This is a genomic window from Caulobacter sp. AVps18 (genome assembly GCF_058681425.1).
The window spans coordinates 2700473-2715826 of sequence record NZ_CM178737.1; the positions used below are offsets into that span (position 1 = coordinate 2700473).

At 66.5% G+C, this 15354-nt stretch carries 18 protein-coding genes and 1 riboswitch; of the genes, 13 read left to right on the forward strand and 5 right to left on the reverse strand.

Translation table 11 applies throughout. From position 1 onward, the window contains the following. Positions 1-36 precede the first annotated feature (36 nt). Positions 37-585, reverse strand: coding sequence for an NUDIX hydrolase (locus ACW179_RS12235; RefSeq protein WP_492059783.1), 549 nt, complete (start codon positions 583-585; stop codon positions 37-39). Positions 586-984: 399 nt separating this feature from the next. Here ACW179_RS12235 and ACW179_RS12240 point away from each other — a divergent pair, with 399 nt between their 5' ends. The 3 genes from ACW179_RS12240 to upp are packed head-to-tail and all read left to right on the forward strand — an operon-like array spanning position 985 to position 4303. Next, positions 985-1446: a (2Fe-2S)-binding protein gene (locus tag ACW179_RS12240; protein ID WP_492059784.1), complete on the forward strand. Its 462-nt coding sequence runs from the start codon at positions 985-987 to the stop codon at positions 1444-1446. 2 nt (positions 1447-1448) lie between these two features. Continuing rightward, on the forward strand, positions 1449-3623 hold the full coding sequence (locus ACW179_RS12245) for a xanthine dehydrogenase family protein molybdopterin-binding subunit (RefSeq protein WP_492059785.1): 2175 nt from the start codon (positions 1449-1451) through the stop codon (positions 3621-3623). A gap of 50 nt (positions 3624-3673) precedes the next feature. Then, positions 3674-4303: a uracil phosphoribosyltransferase gene (gene upp / locus ACW179_RS12250; RefSeq protein WP_492059786.1), complete on the forward strand. Its 630-nt coding sequence runs from the start codon at positions 3674-3676 to the stop codon at positions 4301-4303. Between the two features lie 103 nt (positions 4304-4406). Here the strand turns inward: upp and cuyA are convergent, their stop codons facing one another. Together cuyA and ACW179_RS12260 are read right to left on the reverse strand one after the other, a co-directional pair. After that, positions 4407-5408 (reverse strand): D-cysteate sulfo-lyase, encoded by a 1002-nt coding sequence (cuyA, locus tag ACW179_RS12255; RefSeq protein WP_492059787.1) that lies wholly within the window; start codon positions 5406-5408, stop codon positions 4407-4409. A gap of 67 nt (positions 5409-5475) precedes the next feature. Then, entirely contained in the window at positions 5476-5994 is a 519-nt protein-coding gene (locus ACW179_RS12260) for a hypothetical protein (RefSeq protein WP_492059788.1), read from the reverse strand. Between the two features lie 154 nt (positions 5995-6148). Between ACW179_RS12260 and ACW179_RS12265 the strand changes: the two genes are divergently transcribed. From ACW179_RS12265 to ACW179_RS12290, 6 genes are all read left to right on the forward strand, one after another. After that, positions 6149-6709: a tetratricopeptide repeat protein gene (locus ACW179_RS12265; RefSeq protein WP_492059789.1), complete on the forward strand. Its 561-nt coding sequence runs from the start codon at positions 6149-6151 to the stop codon at positions 6707-6709. A 36-nt stretch (positions 6710-6745) separates the two neighbouring features. Further along, complete coding sequence (locus tag ACW179_RS12270; protein WP_492059790.1) at positions 6746-7147, forward strand: hypothetical protein; 402 nt, start codon at positions 6746-6748, stop codon at positions 7145-7147. 24 nt (positions 7148-7171) lie between these two features. Then, positions 7172-8026 (forward strand): KPN_02809 family neutral zinc metallopeptidase, encoded by an 855-nt coding sequence (gene ypfJ, locus ACW179_RS12275; protein ID WP_492059791.1) that lies wholly within the window; start codon positions 7172-7174, stop codon positions 8024-8026. Positions 8027-8064: 38 nt separating this feature from the next. Beyond that, positions 8065-8170: riboswitch (TPP riboswitch) on the forward strand. A gap of 70 nt (positions 8171-8240) precedes the next feature. Beyond that, complete coding sequence (gene thiC / locus ACW179_RS12280; RefSeq protein WP_492059792.1) at positions 8241-10082, forward strand: phosphomethylpyrimidine synthase ThiC; 1842 nt, start codon at positions 8241-8243, stop codon at positions 10080-10082. Positions 10083-10392: 310 nt separating this feature from the next. After that, positions 10393-10785, forward strand: coding sequence for a hypothetical protein (locus ACW179_RS12285; protein WP_492059793.1), 393 nt, complete (start codon positions 10393-10395; stop codon positions 10783-10785). 276 nt (positions 10786-11061) lie between these two features. Next, positions 11062-11415: a DUF1428 domain-containing protein gene (locus ACW179_RS12290; RefSeq protein ID WP_492059794.1), complete on the forward strand. Its 354-nt coding sequence runs from the start codon at positions 11062-11064 to the stop codon at positions 11413-11415. Positions 11416-11438: 23 nt separating this feature from the next. Here ACW179_RS12290 and ACW179_RS12295 read toward each other — a convergent pair whose 3' ends face one another. After that, entirely contained in the window at positions 11439-11792 is a 354-nt protein-coding gene (locus ACW179_RS12295; RefSeq protein ID WP_492059795.1) for a SnoaL-like domain-containing protein, read from the reverse strand. Between the two features lie 154 nt (positions 11793-11946). Between ACW179_RS12295 and ACW179_RS12300 the strand changes: the two genes are divergently transcribed. The 4 genes from ACW179_RS12300 (at position 11947) to ACW179_RS12315 (ending at position 14203) form a co-directional block, all read left to right on the forward strand. Further along, a complete protein-coding gene (locus tag ACW179_RS12300; RefSeq protein WP_492059796.1) occupies positions 11947-12732 on the forward strand; it encodes a DUF2461 domain-containing protein in 786 nt (261 codons plus the stop codon). 106 nt (positions 12733-12838) lie between these two features. Continuing rightward, the gene (locus ACW179_RS12305; RefSeq protein WP_492059797.1) at positions 12839-13231 is read left to right on the forward strand and encodes a hypothetical protein; all 393 of its coding nucleotides are present in this window, start codon (positions 12839-12841) and stop codon (positions 13229-13231) included. 70 nt (positions 13232-13301) lie between these two features. Continuing rightward, positions 13302-13640, forward strand: a complete 339-nt coding sequence (locus tag ACW179_RS12310) for a GIY-YIG nuclease family protein (RefSeq protein WP_492059798.1) — start codon at positions 13302-13304, stop codon at positions 13638-13640. Next, positions 13637-14203, forward strand: a complete 567-nt coding sequence (locus ACW179_RS12315; protein ID WP_492059799.1) for a DUF2239 family protein — start codon at positions 13637-13639, stop codon at positions 14201-14203. The genes ACW179_RS12310 and ACW179_RS12315 overlap by 4 nt, the downstream gene beginning before the upstream one ends. A gap of 119 nt (positions 14204-14322) precedes the next feature. Here ACW179_RS12315 and ACW179_RS12320 read toward each other — a convergent pair whose 3' ends face one another. Continuing rightward, entirely contained in the window at positions 14323-15351 is a 1029-nt protein-coding gene (locus tag ACW179_RS12320) for a ThuA domain-containing protein (protein ID WP_492059800.1), read from the reverse strand. Between the last annotated feature and the right edge of the window lie 3 nt (positions 15352-15354).

Genomic DNA, 15354 nt, shown 5'->3' on the forward strand with positions numbered 1-15354 from the left:
TTATGCGCCGCGCGACCGCTTGTCCACAGGCTGTGACTATCTTCGGGCGCGACCCCAGAAGGTGGTGACCCGTCGGCGCAGGCGCTCGAACGCCACCTTGACGGGGGTGGGAGCGCGGGCCGGGGCCGGGCGCTCCTCTTCCGGCAGTTCAACCCCGGCGAACCGGGCGATCAGGTCGCGAAGCTGCGGCTCCTGCACCGCCAGGGCCGCCTCGACAGGGCTCATCCACTGCAGCACGCGCTGGCCCTTTTCCGGCCAGGTCGCATGCTCGCCGGTGACTTCCAGCGGATAGACGTCGACCTTGACCAGTCGCGCCGCGCCGCTCTTCAAACGCTTGAGATACTCGTACTCGCCGGCCGCCTGGTCGGCGACCACGCCGTCGAGACCGGCTTCTTCATAGGCTTCCTGGGCGGCGGCGGCGGGGTCGGTGCGATCCTTCATCGGCCAACCCTTCGGGATCACCCAGCGCTTGGTCTCGCGCGAGGACACGACCAGGATCTGCAGGGCTTCGCCTTGGCCACGCCAAGGCAGGGCGGCGACCTGGCGACGCTTTGCTCCATCCTGCTTTGCCGGCTTGTCGGTCACGCGTTCCAAAATCCGAGTTGTATCCGCCTTGCCGTTCCGTCCCGGATGGGTCTCGACGCCAGACTCCGTACGCACCTTAGTGCAGGGCCAATCACGAGATCGGACCGATGGCCCCTATAACGCCCTTGAGCAGGCGAGTCGTCGAGACCGCATGGGCGTCATGCGTCGTTTTGAGCCTTGGCTCGCGTTCGCTTTTCCGTTTCCGGCGGATGCCACCGCTCCGGGAATCGGAAGAACATCGATTCGTCATCCCAAGTCTTCATCCGCCATCGGTCTGTATCGCAGTCCTTGCTGAGTTCTGTGCCCCACAGGGCGGGTTACGCAATCCATGCTGCCCCCTCGTCTGTAGCGCTCGGCTGAGGCATGATCGCCCCGCAACCTCGAAGGCAGGAGTCGGGTATGGCGTTTACGCTGACCATCAATGGAGAAACCCGCTCGGCCGATGTCGCGGGCGACACGCCTCTTCTGTGGGTGCTTCGTGAGGCCCTGGGACTGGTCGGGACCAAGTTCGGCTGTGGCGCGGCCCAGTGCGGGGCCTGCACGGTGCATCTGGACGGCGTCCCGGTGCGGGCCTGCATCACGCCGGTGCAGCGGGTGGGTGCCAAGGCGGTGACCACCATCGAGGGCGTGGGCCAGACCGCCGTCGGCGCCCGGGTTCAGGAGGCCTGGAAGGCCATCGACGTGCCCCAGTGCGGCTACTGCCAGGCCGGCCAGATCATGTCGGCCAGCGCCCTGCTGGCGGCAAAGCCCAAGCCGACCGACGCCGATATTGACGCGGCGATGAACGGCAATCTGTGCCGCTGCGCCACCTATATTCGCATCCGGGCGGCCATCAAGGCCGCCTCCGGCCAGGAGGCTTGAGCATGGACGGCGAAATCCTTCGCGACCCCACCCGTCGCCTGTTCCTGCAGACCGGCGCCGCCGTCGGTGGCGGTTTGATGCTGTCGTTCAGCCTGTCCGGCGAAAGCCAGGCCGCCGGCGATGGCAAGCTGAGCGCCTATGTCCGCATCGCGCCCGATGGGGCGGTGACCATCGTCTCCAAGGTTCCCGAGGTGGGGCAGGGCATCAAGACCTCGCTGCCGATGCTGATCGCTGAGGAACTGGACGTCGACTGGTCGGCCGTCAGCGTCGAGCAGGCCATTGCCGACACCAAGGTGTTCGGCCGTCAGGTGGCCGGCGGCAGCATGGCCACCACGCTGGAATATGACGGCCTGCGCCGGGTGGGCGCGACGGGCCGGGCCCTGCTGATCGCGGCGGCCGCCACGCGCTGGGGCGTCGCTGCCGACAGCTGCGCCACCGAGCCGGGCGTCGTGATCCACGCGGCCAGCGGCCGACGTCTCGGCTATGGCGAGCTGGCCCAGGAGGCCGCTGCCCTGACGCCGCCTGATGCCAAGACCCTGACTCTGAAAGACCCCAAGACCTTCCGGATCATTGGTCAGAGCCACAAGAGCCGTGATCTCGAAGCCATCACCACCGGCCAGCCGCTATACGGTATCGACGTGCGCGTGCCGGGCATGCTGTACGCGACCTTCGCCAAGGCCCCGACCTTCGGCGCCAAGGTCGCCAGTGTCGACCTGGCACCGGCCAAGGCCGTGGCGGGCGTCAAGGACGCCTTCGTGGTCGAGGGGGGCACAGCGCTGAACGGCCTGCTACCCGGCGTCGCGGTAGTCGCCGACAGCTGGTGGGCCGCGCGCAAGGCTCGCATGGCGCTGGACATCAAATGGGCCGAGCACCCGACCGCAGCCCAGAGCAGCGCGGGCTTTGCCGCCAAGGCCGCAGAGCTGGCCAAGGCCCCGCCGCATCGGACACTGCGCGCCGACGGCGACGTGGATGCGGCGCTGAAGGCAGCGGCCAAGGTCGTCAGCGCGGCCTATGCCTATCCCTTTATCGCTCATGCCAATCTGGAGCCCCAGAACTGCACGGCCAGCGTCAAGGACGGCAAGGTCGAGATCTGGGCCCCGACCCAGAACCCTGAGCCTGGCCGCGCGCTGGTGGCCAAGACCCTGAACGTGCCGCCCGAGGCGGTGACCATCCATCTGGTGCGCTGTGGCGGCGGCTTTGGTCGGCGTCTGATCAACGACTACATGGTCGAGGCGGCTTTCCTCTCCCAGAAGGTCGGCGCGCCGGTGCAACTGCTGTGGACGCGCGAGGACGACGTCCAGCACGACTTTTACCGGCCCGGCGCCTGGCACAACTTCACCGCCGGGCTGGACGCGCAGGGAGGCCTGACCGCCTGGCGCGATCACTTTGTGAGCTTCGGCGAGGGCGAGCAGTTCGCCTCCAGCGCCGGCATGAACGCCACCCAGTTCCCGTGCTGGGCCGTGGATAACTACAAGGTCGATGTCTCGGTGATGCCGCTGGGCGCGCCGACCGGCCCGCTGCGGGCTCCGGGAAACAACGCCTTTGGCTTCGTGATCCAGAGCTTCACCGACGAGGTGGCCGTGGCCGCCGGGCAGGACCCTGTCGCCTTCCGTCGAAAGCTTCTGGGCGAGCCGCGCCTGTTGCGCGACTCGAGCCAGGGCGACAGCTTCCACACTGGCCGCATGCGCGGTGTGCTGGATCTGGTCGCTGAAAAGTCTGGCTGGGGCCGCAAGGTTCCGAAGGGGACCGGCCTGGGTGTGGCCTGTCACTATAGCCACCTGGGCTATGTGGCCGTGGTCATGGAGGTGTCGGTCAGGAAGGGCGAGCTGAAGATCCACAAGGTCTGGGCCGCTGCGGATGTCGGCTCGCAGATCATCAACCCCAAGGGCGCCGAGCAGCAGGTGCAGGGCTCGATCCTGGATGCGATCAGCTCCACCCTGTACCAGCAGATCACCTTCGAGAACGGTGCGACCGTTCAGAGCGGCTTTGCTGACCACCCGCTGCTGCGCATGGCCGACGCGCCGCCGGTCGAAGTGCATTTCAAGATCAGCGACAACCGGCCCACGGGCCTGGGCGAGCCGGCCTATCCGCCGACGCCCGCCGCCCTGTGCAACGCCATCTTCGCCGCCACAGGTAAGCGGATCCGCAGCTTGCCCATCGGCGATCAACTGGCCTGAGCCAGGCCGGCCTGCTAGGAGCGGATAGCCGCTTCTAGCAGGGTCTTACCATGTCCAACGTCACCGTCATTAGTCACCCGCTTGTGCAGCACAAGCTGACCAAGATGCGCGACAGGACCACCTCGACCAAGACCTTCCGTGCCCTGATGCGCGAGACGGCGACCCTGATCTGCTACGAGGTGACCCGCGACCTGCCGATGGAAGAGGTCCAGATCGAGACCCCGGTCGCTCCGACCACGGCCAGGGAGATCGCCGGCAAGAAGCTGGTCTTCGCCCCCATCCTGCGGGCGGGCCTGGGCATGGCCGACGGCATGCTGGACCTGGTGCCCTCTGCCCGCGTGGCGCATGTGGGGCTGTACCGCGATCCGGAGTCGCTCGAGGCGGTGGAATACTACTTCAAGGCGCCCCAGGACATCGCCGGGCGTCTCGTCATCGTGGTCGATCCCATGCTGGCCACCGGCCACTCGGCCATCGCCGCCGTCACGCGGCTGAAGGCGGCGGGCGTCACCGACCTGCGTTTCGTCTGTCTGCTGGCCGCCCAGGTCGGGGTCGACAACCTGCGCGCAGCCCATCCCGACGTACCGATCTGGACGGCCGCCATCGACGCGCAGCTGAACGATCACGGCTATATCGTGCCGGGTCTGGGCGATGCCGGCGACCGGACGTTCGGGACGCGCTAGAGCCGGTTGCGATCTGATGCGAATCAGATCGCAACCGGCTCTAGTCTTTTGTTTTCACGCGCGTTTCATTCCGAAAACCGGTTCCCACTTTTCGGAACGCGCGCTAAGTCAGCGCCGGCTCAAGCTGGGTGTGATAGCCGAACAGGCCCTGGGCACCGCCGGTGTGCAGGAACACCACGCGCTCGCCCTTGAACGCGCCCTTGCGGGCCTGGTCAAGAAGACCCTTCATCGCCTTGCCCGAATAGACGGGGTCCAGCAGCAGGCCCTCAAGGCGGGCCGCCAGGGTCAGGGCATCGATCACGCCCTGGTCGATCAGGCCATAGCCTTCGCCCACATAGTCGCAGTCGGCGACCACCATCTCGCGCGTCACCCGGCCGGCTGCGCCGATGGTCTCGGCGGTGGCGACGGCCAGGTTGAAGACGTTCTCTTCCTGCCTGGCCTTTGGGGCGCGCACGCCAAAACCCAGGATCGGCACGTCGACCGACAGAGCCGCAAAGCCGGCGACCAGACCGGCATGGGTGCCGGCGCTGCCGGTGGCCGTGACCAGACGGTCGATGCGCAAGTCGCGTTCGTCGGCCTGGACGATCAATTCGCGGGCGCAGTCCACATAGCCCAGGGCGCCGACGGTGTTGGAGCCGCCGCCGGGAATGACATAGGGCTTGCCACCGCGCCGGCGCACGGCCTCGGCCGAGGCTTCCAGCTCGGCGACCATGTCGGTTCCGCCGGGCACGAAGCGGATCGCCGCGCCCATCAGACGGTCCAGCAGCACATTGCCCGATCCGACATAGTCATGGGCCTGCGACCCTGTGCGCTCTTCCAGGATGATCTCGGAGGCCAGCCCGAACCGCACGCCGGCGGCGATGGTCTGACGGACGTGGTTGGACTGGACGGCACCCTGGGTCACGAGCGTGTCTGCGCCCTGGGCCAGGGCCTCACCCAGCAGGAATTCCAGCTTGCGGGTCTTGTTGCCGCCGCCGGCCAGGCCGGTGCAGTCGTCGCGCTTGATCCACAGGTCTATTCCCAATTCCGCGCCCAGACGGGGCAGGGGCTCTAGGGGCGTGGGCAGGTGGGCGAAGCGGGCGCGGGGAAAGCGGGCGAGGTGCATGGAACGATCCCTGACAAGGCGTGCCGCCCCGTTAGCACGTTCCCAGGCCTGACGAATACGGCCGCGTCTAGGGCTCATTGGCCCGGGCCTGCGCCTCGGCCTCAAGACGGGCACCGGCGCGGGCCTCGGCCATGGCGCGGGTGGTGGGATCGCGCATGCGCGACTTGATCAGCTCCACCAGCTCATAGGGCGGCGCCTGGATACCGCCGGCCCCGCCGCGCATGGAGGCAGTGTCCCGCGCCGCTTCGAAATCGTACCAGCCGCGCAGGGTCTGGCAGAGCGGCTTGGCGATCCGGGTGCCGGTTGGGGCCTTGGTCAGGCATATCAGCCGGCCCGGATCGGTCTCCAGCAGGGCGTTCAGCTGATCTTCGATGGCCTTGTCGGCGATTGGACCCGGCGGCTGGGGCGGCTTTGCGGCGGCCTCGACCGTGACCGAGTCGACCTCAACCGTGGCTGCGGGCACCTGCTGCAACATCAGGGCGGCGACGAGGATCAGGCTGTGCATCGGAAGGGCCAAGTCTGGAAGCGGAAAGGTGATGATGAAGTTAGTGTATTGCTCCAGGTGGCACAGCTTAAAATTGTGCAATCTTTGGGTTTCAGACACTTGCGGCTTGGCTCTGAGCCAGAGCGCGAAATGTGTTATGCTGAGGGCGTCATCAAGCACGGCCCGCGGGGCCGACCCGGGGTTCCGTCCCGGGCCGGACCTTCGTCAGAAGGACCGGCAAGCATGGGAGGACACTATGAGACATTCGAGCCTCTTGGCCGTCGCAGCCCTGGCGGCTGCGGTGTTCACCGCCGATACCGCCGGGGCCTCGACCCTGGTCCTTGGCGGCGGCGCGGCCAAGGATTGTTCGCTGGCCGCTATTCAGGGCCGCAATGACCAGAAATCGGTGTTGACCTGCACCACGGCGCTGGAGACCGAGACCCTGAATTTCCGCGATCGGGCCCGCACCTATGTCAATCGCGGGGTGCTGCAGATGCGCCGCCGGGACTTCCCGACCGCGCGGGCCGATTTTGACGCAGCGGCCAGGATCGACCCTGAGTTGGGCGAGGCCTGGGTCAATCGTGGCGCTGCCTATGTTGGCGAAGAGCGCTACACCGAGGGCCTGACCGAGATCGACAAGGGCCTGGCCCTGGGCGTCAAGGATCCCGAAAAGGCGTGGTTTAACCGGGCCATGGCCAATGAAGGGCTGGGCGATCTCAAGTCGGCCTATCGCGACTATGTCAAGGCGGCCGAACTGAATCCGGACTGGGAGGCGCCGAAAAAAGAACTGGCGCGTTTCAGCGTCAAGCGACCCTGAGCGCAAGACGCGCGCCGGGCCCGACCGGAGCATATCATGGCCTTGAAATCCCGGATTGCCGTTGCCGGTGCAGCGTTTGCGGTTGCGCTCGTGGCTGGCCCCACCCTGGCCCAGACTTCGCTGCGTGACCTGCGCGTCCAGAACGCCGCCGCCCATGAGGCCCAGTCGGCGCGGCAGGACTTGCTGGCCAGTCAGCGCGAGATCGCCGCGCGCCAGGATCAGGCCAGCACGGCCCTGACCCTGCGCGAACTCGACAGCGTGCGCCAGTCGCCGCCTGGCTCCGACCTCCTGGCGCTGCGCCCCCCAACCGTTATCCAGCCTGACGCGGCGGCGGCCAGTTTCACGGCGCAGATGGACCGGATGGAGCGCCTGACGCAGGATGCCCTGGCGCGCGGCAACGCACGGATTCGGGCCGTGGTTCCAGCCAGCGAGCAATAGCGACAACGGGGCAGGGGTCACGGCATGGAATGGAGAGGCGCGCGCCGCTCGGGCAATATCGAAGATCGCCGTGGCCTGGGGCCGGTCGGCGTGGCCGGCGGCGGGATCGGGGCGCTGGTCCTGGCGGCCGTGGGCTATTTCGTGTTCGGCATCGACCCACAGACCACCCTCGACGCCGCCCAGCAGCTTCAGGGGCAGGGCCAGGCCCAGCAGGAAGGCGCGCGCGGGCAGGTGAAGGACGAGAACGGCCAGTTCGTCGACGCCATCGAGACCTCAAACCAGCAGGTCTGGGGGCCGATCTTCGCGGCCGCGGGTTCACGCTACACCCCGCCCCAGGCGGTGGTTCTGTATGACGACGCTACGCCCACCGGCTGCGGAACCGGCCAGTCGGCCATGGGGCCGTTCTATTGTCCGGCCGACCAGAAGGTCTATCTGGACCTGACCTTCTGGAACGAGCTTGAGACCAAGTTCGGGGCCAAGGGCGAGTTCGCCCGGGCCTATGTGATCAGCCACGAGATCGGCCATCACGTTCAAACCCTGCTGGGCGCATCGGACAAGGCGCGCCGCATGGGGGCCAAGGGCGCTGAAAGCGGCTCGGTGCGCCTGGAACTGCAGGCCGACTGCTATGCCGGGGTCTGGGCGTCGCGGGCCGGCGAAGCCTCAGGCGGCCAGATCGTGATCAATCCCGCCGATATCGAGGACGGCCTGGGCGCGGCCTCTGCTGTGGGCGACGACACCATCCAGTCGCGCAGCCAGGGCCAGGTGGTGCCTGACAGCTTCACCCACGGCACCAGCCAGCAACGGATGCGCTGGTTCATGCGCGGTTACGAACGCGGCGATCCGGCGCTGTGCGATACGTTCCGGGCGTCGCGGCTTTAGCAACCGCTTGACCCATACGTCAGTACGCCTAGTGTCCCCCCTGTTCACCGGGGGGTCGCTTGCGCGGCTGAGATTGGGCGTTTGCCCTGACCCGTCGAACCTGATCCGGGTCATGCCGGCGAAGGGAGGGAACGCGAGCGGGCCGATTTTGCCGTTCGTCAGACCGACTTAGCACGCTTGTCCGGGTCTCCTTAACGCTTGAGGAGCGCCCGATATGAACGTCCAGACCACCATCAAGGCTGTCGCCGAGACCATCTCGACCGGCCCGATCCCCGGCTCGCGCAAGGTCTATCAGGCCGGCGAGCTATTCCCCGACCTGCGCGTGCCGTTCCGCGAGGTGGCCGTCCACCCGTCGGCCAACGAGCCGCCGGTGACGATCTATGACCCGTCGGGTCCCTATACCGACCCCACCGCGACCATCGACATCGAGAAGGGCCTGGAGCGTTCGCGCGAAGCCTTCGTCGTGGCGCGCGGCGATGTCGAGGTGGTTGAGACGCCCCGCGAGGTGAAGCCCGAGGACAACGGCTTTGCCCAGGGCAAGCACCTGGCCCCGCAGTTCCCCGCCGTGGGCCGCACCATCTATCGCGGCAAGCCGGGCCACCTGATCACCCAGTACGAATATGCCAACGCCGGCAAGATCACCGCCGAGATGGAATATGTGGCCATCCGCGAGAACCTGCGCCGCGAGCAGAACGCCCCGTGCGTGCGCGACGGCGACGATTTCGGCGCCTCGATCCCCGACTTCGTGACGCCCGAGTTCGTGCGCCAGGAAGTGGCCCGCGGCCGCGCCATCATCCCGGCCAACATCAACCACGGCGAACTGGAGCCGATGGCCATCGGCCGCAACTTCCTGGTGAAGATCAACGCCAATATCGGCAATTCGGCCGTGCTCAGCACCGTCGCCGACGAGGTCGACAAGCTGGTCTGGGCCACCCGCTGGGGCGCCGACACGGTCATGGACCTGTCGACCGGCCGCAACATCCACAACATCCGCGACTGGATCATCCGCAACAGCAGCGTTCCGATCGGCACCGTGCCGATCTATCAGGCGCTGGAGAAGGTCAACGGCGTGGCCGAGGACCTGAACTGGGAGGTCTTCCGCGACACCCTGATCGAGCAGGCCGAGCAGGGCGTGGACTATTTCACCATCCACGCCGGCGTGCGCCTGCCGTTCATTCCGATGACCGCCAAGCGCGTCACCGGCATCGTGTCACGCGGCGGCTCGATCATGGCCAAGTGGTGCCTGGCGCACCACAAGGAGAACTTCCTCTACGAGCGCTTTGACGAGATCTGTGAGATCATGCGCGCCTATGACGTCTCGTTCTCGCTGGGCGATGGCTTGCGTCCCGGCTCGACCGCCGACGCCAATGATGAGGCCCAGTTTTCGGAGCTGCGCACCCTGGGCGAGCTGACCAAGGTGGCCTGGAGCAAGGGCGTCCAGGTGATGATCGAAGGGCCGGGCCACGTGGCCATGCACAAGATCAAGGCCAATATGGATGAGCAGCTCAAGCACTGCCACGAGGCCCCCTTCTACACCTTGGGCCCGTTGACCACGGACATCGCCCCTGGCTACGACCACATCACCTCGGCGATCGGCGCGGCGATGATCGGCTGGTTCGGCACGGCGATGCTCTGCTACGTCACGCCCAAGGAGCACCTGGGCCTGCCCGACCGTGACGACGTCAAGACCGGCGTCATCACCTACAAGCTGGCCGCCCATGCGGCGGATCTGGCCAAGGGACACCCCGGCGCGGCCATGTGGGACGACGCCATCAGCCGCTCGCGGTTCGAGTTCCGCTGGGAAGACCAGTTCAACCTGGCGCTCGACCCGGAAACCGCCCGCAAGTTCCACGACGAGACCCTGCCCAAGGAGGCGCACAAGACCGCGCACTTCTGCTCGATGTGCGGGCCCAAGTTCTGCTCGATGAAGATCAGCCACGAGGTGCGGGAGTTCGCCGCCGCTCAGGCCCCGAACGAAGCCGCAGCTCTGGGCATGGCGGAAATGAGCGAGAAGTTCCGCGAGCAGGGCTCTGAGATCTATCTGAAGACCGAATAGGCGATCAGCACGGCCGCCGCTCTTTCGAAACCGGAAGGGTGGCGGCCTGGCCTGCGACGCTCTCGGCTGTGTCCGGATGTGTCACTCCGGAAAGTCTAGAGGCGATTTGCCCATTGCGGGGTCGGGTTGCCTTTAGAGTCAATATCGAATTCATTATGATTTTTTCGCTTCGGCTGCTTCGCGAGCGCCGTCACTTGTTCTGGCGACATTTCGACGCGGCCGATTTATGAAATTTACTCTTAAGATGTGAGGCGCAAGCTCCAATCTTGTCTGGTGCTCATTCGAGCATTTAGTCTGGAAAGAGGATGCTATGTCGACCGTTACGTCCAGTTTCCGTCGTCGTGGGCAGGACCATTTTGAACCTGAAGACGGCGATCCAGCCTTGCAGCGTCGGATGCGCGGCTATCTTGAACAGATCGACTACATGACCTTCGCCTCGAACAAGGCGATCATCAGCCAGGCCCTGGGTCATGTCGACGCCGCGCACTTTCAGCATATGGCCGTGGCCGCCGCCGCCGCGCGGGTCGCCTGGGTCGCCGCTGCTGTGGCGATCACCGAGCATGCTCATACCTTGACGCCGGAGCACGTCGCCAAACTGGCCCATCTGCGCGCCTGCTATGACGAACTGGCCGGCGCCTATGAGGGCATGCGGCGGATGATCGAGCGCGGCTATCTCGCCTTCCGGCCCGGTCCGGCCAACTAGAGCGGGTTGCGATCTGATGGAATCAGATTGCAACCCGCTCTAGTCGTTTGTTTTCACACGCGTTTCATTCCGAAAACCGGTTCCCACTTTTCGGAACGCGCTCTTGGCTCTCCAGCGGCCTGATCTGTCAGTGCGGTTGGGTGAGACCCCGCCATGCCGAGGTCCTGACTGGGGCCGGTTTCGGCGTTGCTTTTCCGCCTGAACTTCACGACCCTCTGTCAGAGCAGGACCCGTCCACGCGTCCTGGGGCTCCCAGCAACGACAGGGATGGCACCCATGGCCTATGTCGATGGTTTCGTACTCGCGGTCCCCAAGGCCAACATCGAGGCCTACAAGGATATGGCCCAACTGGGTGCCAAGGTCTGGATGGAGCACGGCACCCTGTCCTATGTCGAATGCTTCGGCGACGACGTGCCCTATGGCGAGCTCACTTCATTTCCCCGCGCCGTCCAGGCGACCGATGACGAAGTCGTGGTCTTTTCCTGGATCACCTATGAGAGCCGCGCGGCCCGCGACACTATCAATGCCAAGGTCATGGCCGACGAGCGCATGAAGTGGGACATGGCCAACCTGCCCTTCGACGGCAAGCGCATGATCTTCGGCGGCTTCGAGGCGTTCCTGGAGCGGTAAGACTCCAGGAACGATGCGCCGGATCAGTAGAAGAACTTCTCTTCGACGATCTTGCCGTCGAGCACGGTGTAGAGCGCCACCTCGTCCATGGTGATGCGCTCGCCTGTGGCCTTTTGCGTGACATCCATCTTGAAGCCGACAGCGAACTGGTCGCCGTTGATATAGGGGCCGGTGACCTCGAAGCCGTGGACCTCGTGGTTGGCGGCCCACCATTCGCCCTTGCCGCGCACGCCGGCCTTGCCTTCGATGCGGGCCATGTCGCCGGGCATGGCTTCCAGGCTGACCACGTCGTCGGCCCAGTATTTCTCGCCGGGTTCATCGAAATTGCCGGCCTTGCACAGGGCGACGAGGTCGGCGGCGATGTCTTGAATGGTCATGGCAGTCTCCAGGAAGGGCGGGTTGTGGTGCAAGCTTCCGCTCGATCAGCGAGGTATTCAAGCCTTGATGTTCACTTTAAGTTCTGGTTTGGCGTGGTTGCTGCCAGGCTGTGGCAGCAGGACACGCCCTGGTGTTTCAAGCTACCCTCGCTCCATGACAGTCACCCCGTTCCCCGGCTTCGCCACCGCCGACCTCGCCTTTCTGACCGGCCTGGCCGCCCACAATGACCGCGAGTGGTTCACCGCCAACCGGGCTCCGTTCGACGCGGGGCTCAAGCCCACCCTGGTCTCGCTGATCCTGGCCCTGAATGACGTCTTCGAGGCCAAGGGGCTGCCGCTGGCGGGACATCCGAAAAACACGGTGTTTCGCATCCACCGCGACGTGCGGTTTTCCAGGGACAAACGCCCCTACAAGACCCATGTCTCGGCCACCCTTACCCGCGATGGCCAGAAGATGTCGCCGGGCATGGTCTATGTGCATATCGAGCCCGAAGGCGGCTCAACGCCGGCGTTTGATCCCCAGACCATTGACCCCCTGGACCCCTCGACCCTGCCGTCGGCGCGCGGATCCGACGACAGCTATGCCGGGCGAGGGGCCTTTGTGGCGGCCGGGTTCTATCTGTCGGAGCGGCCGCATATCGACGCCTTTCGCCAGGCCATCGTCGCCGATCCCAAGGGGTGGCTGGCGGTCGAAAAGGCCCTGGCGGCCAAGGGGCTGACACTGGAGACCGGCGAGCCGACCAAGCGCATGCCCAAGGGGTTCGAGGACCAAGCCGGCGGTCCGCTGGAAGCGGCGATCAAGCGCACCCGCTGGCTGGTGCGCCGCGAGCTTGCCGGGGTGGAGATCGGCGGGCCAGATCTCCCCTGTGTGATTGTCCGGTTCGCCGCCGACGCCCGGCCGCTGCTGGCTTTCGGGTGGAAGGCCCTGCCGGGAGTTTAGCGGGCTTGGGCGGTCCGAAGGCGGCAAGGACCTCTTAAACAGTCGGGCGCAGTCTGTGCCCAGACCCGGCGTCTCTGAGGCGTTCGAAGCCGGGCGGGAGGGGCGCATGTCATCGACCGTCACATCCAGCTCACGCCGTCGCGGGCAGGATCATTTCGAGCCCGAGGATGGCGATCCTCAGGTTCATCGCCGGCTGCGCGGCTATCTCGAACAGATCGACTACACCGCCTTCGCCTCTAACAAGGCGGTGATCGGCCAGACGCTCGGCCACGTGGATGCCGCGCGCTTCCAGCATATGGCCGTCGCCGCCGCCCATGCGCGGGCCCAGTGGGTGGCCGCCGCCGTCGCCCTGACCGAGACCACCCATACCCCGTCGCCTGAGCAGATTGCCCGCCTGGCCCAGTTGCGGACCGCCTATGACGAGATTGCCGAGGCCTATGAGGCGCTGCGACGCATGGTCGAGCGCGGCTATCTGGCCTTCCGACCGACGGCCAGCTGAAGTTTAATTATATCCGGGTATTATTGACTTTCCATTTTGTCCGGGTGAAAAGCGGCGTCAGGAGACTCTGATGACCGGACGCAAGGCGCTGACGCGCGACTATCGGGACCGCAAGATTGAGGCGGGGATCTATGCGGTGCGCTGCGCCGCCACCGGCGAGGCCTGGGTGGGCGCGACGCCGGATCTGGCCACGCGGCAGAGCGGGGTATGGTTCACGCTCCGGCACGGTTCTCACTCCGAAAAGACCTTGCAGGCCGCCTGGGCGGCGCAGGGCGAGGCGGCCTTCGCCTTTGAACCGCTCGAGGTCATCGACGACGAAGGGCTGGGCGACCTGGGCCGCTCGTCTCTGCTCAAAGAGCGCCGCGATGCCTGGATCGTACAACTGAGCGCTCGGAAGCTGAACCGATGAGTGGGCCGTTTGTGGTGTTCTGCGGCACGACGCGACTGGTCTCCGGTTCGCGGCTGGAGGCAGCGCTGGCCGCCCAGCATGCGGCGACGACGGGTGTTGCGGCGCTGATCTTCGACGTCGAAGGCCGACAGGTCGATTTCGATCTCAGCGGCTCGCCCGAAGCGTTGGCGGCGCGCCTGGCACCAGCGCAGGGTGAGGCCGAGACGGCTCCCCGTGGTCGGGGGCGGCCGCGTCTGGGCGTGACGGCGCGCGAGGTCACCCTGCTGCCGCGCCACTGGGACTGGCTGGCAGCCCAGCCGGGAGGGGCCTCGGTGGCGCTGCGCAAGCTGGTCGAGGCGGCGCGCCGCGACGGGGAGGGGCCTGATCGTATCCGCCGCTCGCGCGAGGCGGCCTATCGCTTCGCCAGCGCCATGGCTGGTGATCTGCTGGGCTTCGAGGAGACCATCCGGGCCCTGTTCGCCGGTGATGCCGAGGCCTTCGCCGCCCGCATCGCCGTCTGGCCCGAAGACCTCGCCGACCAGTTGACCCAATTCGCCGCCGAGGCGTTCGGTTCGCACGCCTGACAGGCCGTCGCATGCATCCATCAGGGTCCAGGCCCTGGGCTATGACATGAGCAGGATCGAGTTTCCGGTCCAGCCGCCCGCCCGTCCCGGCACCCCGGCCAAGCGCAAGCCTTAGCGACTCAGGGCTGGGAGCGGCTCAATACCTCGGCCAGAAGCGGCTCATAGGCGGCCCGGAACGGGGCGGGGTCGCTGTCGGGCTTGGCGGGGTAGATCATGCGCAGGGCCGCGATTTTGCCGGCCGTGGTGTCCAGCCAGGTCTTGTCGGCCAGGGCCAGTCGGGTGGCGCGAGCGTCGATCTCGGCAGCAGGCAAGCCCTCATAGGCCAGCAGCGAGCGCATGGCCCAAATGTCCTGCTGCTGTGGGTTGGGCGCAGCGTCCGTGCGGCCCTTGCCCGTGGTCCAGCGGACCATGGCGACGAACTGGGCCTGGAAGCGCGGGTCCTGGAAGGTTGAGGTCGTGTGGCCCAGATTGGTGAAGGCCAGCCTGCCACGCCCGATCTGCTTCACCCAGGAGAGCGGAACCAGATAGGGGCGTTTCAGCGGCGTGCCGGTGAAGTCCAGCGCCTGCAGCACCCGCGTGCTGGCCGGATCGAAGTCGGCGTACTGGTAGATTTCCTCGGCATGGGCGAACCGGGCGGGCCAGGCGGCGGTCGTGGCGTGCGGCGCGACGGCGGCGACGGTGATCGGGGTTCCCTCGGTCCAGGGGTGGCCGGCAAACTGGCCGCCGATGAAGCGGGCATAGGTCTGGCCCGGGCCTTCATAAGGCCAGCCGGTGTCGGCCGCGCTGTGCAGGCCGATGAAGCCGCCCTTGCCGCTGGCCACCCAGTCCTGAATGGCTTGCCAGTTGGCCGGCGAAATCGGCAGGGCGCCGGTGGTGTAGAACACCAGCACGTCGATCGACTTCAGCTTTTCCGCCGTGATCTCGCGGGCGTCCTGAGTGGTCTCCAGCGTAAAGGCACCCGAGGTTTTCGCGAGGTCTGCGAGGGCCATCTCTGACGGGGCCAGGGCACCCTCGGGCCGGATCACCGGAGCATGTCGCCATCCCGCCGACTGGCTCAGATACAGCACGCGTGGCTTGGCGGGACCCGCCAGGGCTGGCCCCGCCAGCAGCATCACAACAGCGCCCAGCAGGGCCAAAAAGCGCATCATCGG

Bases quoted from the DNA above. Each gene is read 5' to 3' on its own strand.
- ACW179_RS12305 (WP_492059797.1), top strand. From the start codon at position 12,839: ATGTCATCGACCGTCACATCCAGCTCACGCCGTCGCGGGCAGGATCAT.
- ACW179_RS12265 (WP_492059789.1), top strand. From the start codon at position 6,149: ATGAGACATTCGAGCCTCTTGGCCGTCGCAGCCCTGGCGGCTGCGGTG.
- ACW179_RS12295 (WP_492059795.1), bottom strand. From the start codon at position 11,792: ATGACCATTCAAGACATCGCCGCCGACCTCGTCGCCCTGTGCAAGGCC.
- thiC (WP_492059792.1), top strand. From the start codon at position 8,241: ATGAACGTCCAGACCACCATCAAGGCTGTCGCCGAGACCATCTCGACC.
- ACW179_RS12245 (WP_492059785.1), top strand. From the start codon at position 1,449: ATGGACGGCGAAATCCTTCGCGACCCCACCCGTCGCCTGTTCCTGCAG.
- ACW179_RS12310 (WP_492059798.1), top strand. From the start codon at position 13,302: ATGACCGGACGCAAGGCGCTGACGCGCGACTATCGGGACCGCAAGATT.
- upp (WP_492059786.1), top strand. From the start codon at position 3,674: ATGTCCAACGTCACCGTCATTAGTCACCCGCTTGTGCAGCACAAGCTG.
- ACW179_RS12290 (WP_492059794.1), top strand. From the start codon at position 11,062: ATGGCCTATGTCGATGGTTTCGTACTCGCGGTCCCCAAGGCCAACATC.
- ACW179_RS12270 (WP_492059790.1), top strand. From the start codon at position 6,746: ATGGCCTTGAAATCCCGGATTGCCGTTGCCGGTGCAGCGTTTGCGGTT.
- ACW179_RS12300 (WP_492059796.1), top strand. From the start codon at position 11,947: ATGACAGTCACCCCGTTCCCCGGCTTCGCCACCGCCGACCTCGCCTTT.
- ypfJ (WP_492059791.1), top strand. From the start codon at position 7,172: ATGGAATGGAGAGGCGCGCGCCGCTCGGGCAATATCGAAGATCGCCGT.
- ACW179_RS12285 (WP_492059793.1), top strand. From the start codon at position 10,393: ATGTCGACCGTTACGTCCAGTTTCCGTCGTCGTGGGCAGGACCATTTT.
- cuyA (WP_492059787.1), bottom strand. From the start codon at position 5,408: ATGCACCTCGCCCGCTTTCCCCGCGCCCGCTTCGCCCACCTGCCCACG.
- ACW179_RS12315 (WP_492059799.1), top strand. From the start codon at position 13,637: ATGAGTGGGCCGTTTGTGGTGTTCTGCGGCACGACGCGACTGGTCTCC.
- ACW179_RS12320 (WP_492059800.1), bottom strand. From the start codon at position 15,351: ATGATGCGCTTTTTGGCCCTGCTGGGCGCTGTTGTGATGCTGCTGGCG.
- ACW179_RS12240 (WP_492059784.1), top strand. From the start codon at position 985: ATGGCGTTTACGCTGACCATCAATGGAGAAACCCGCTCGGCCGATGTC.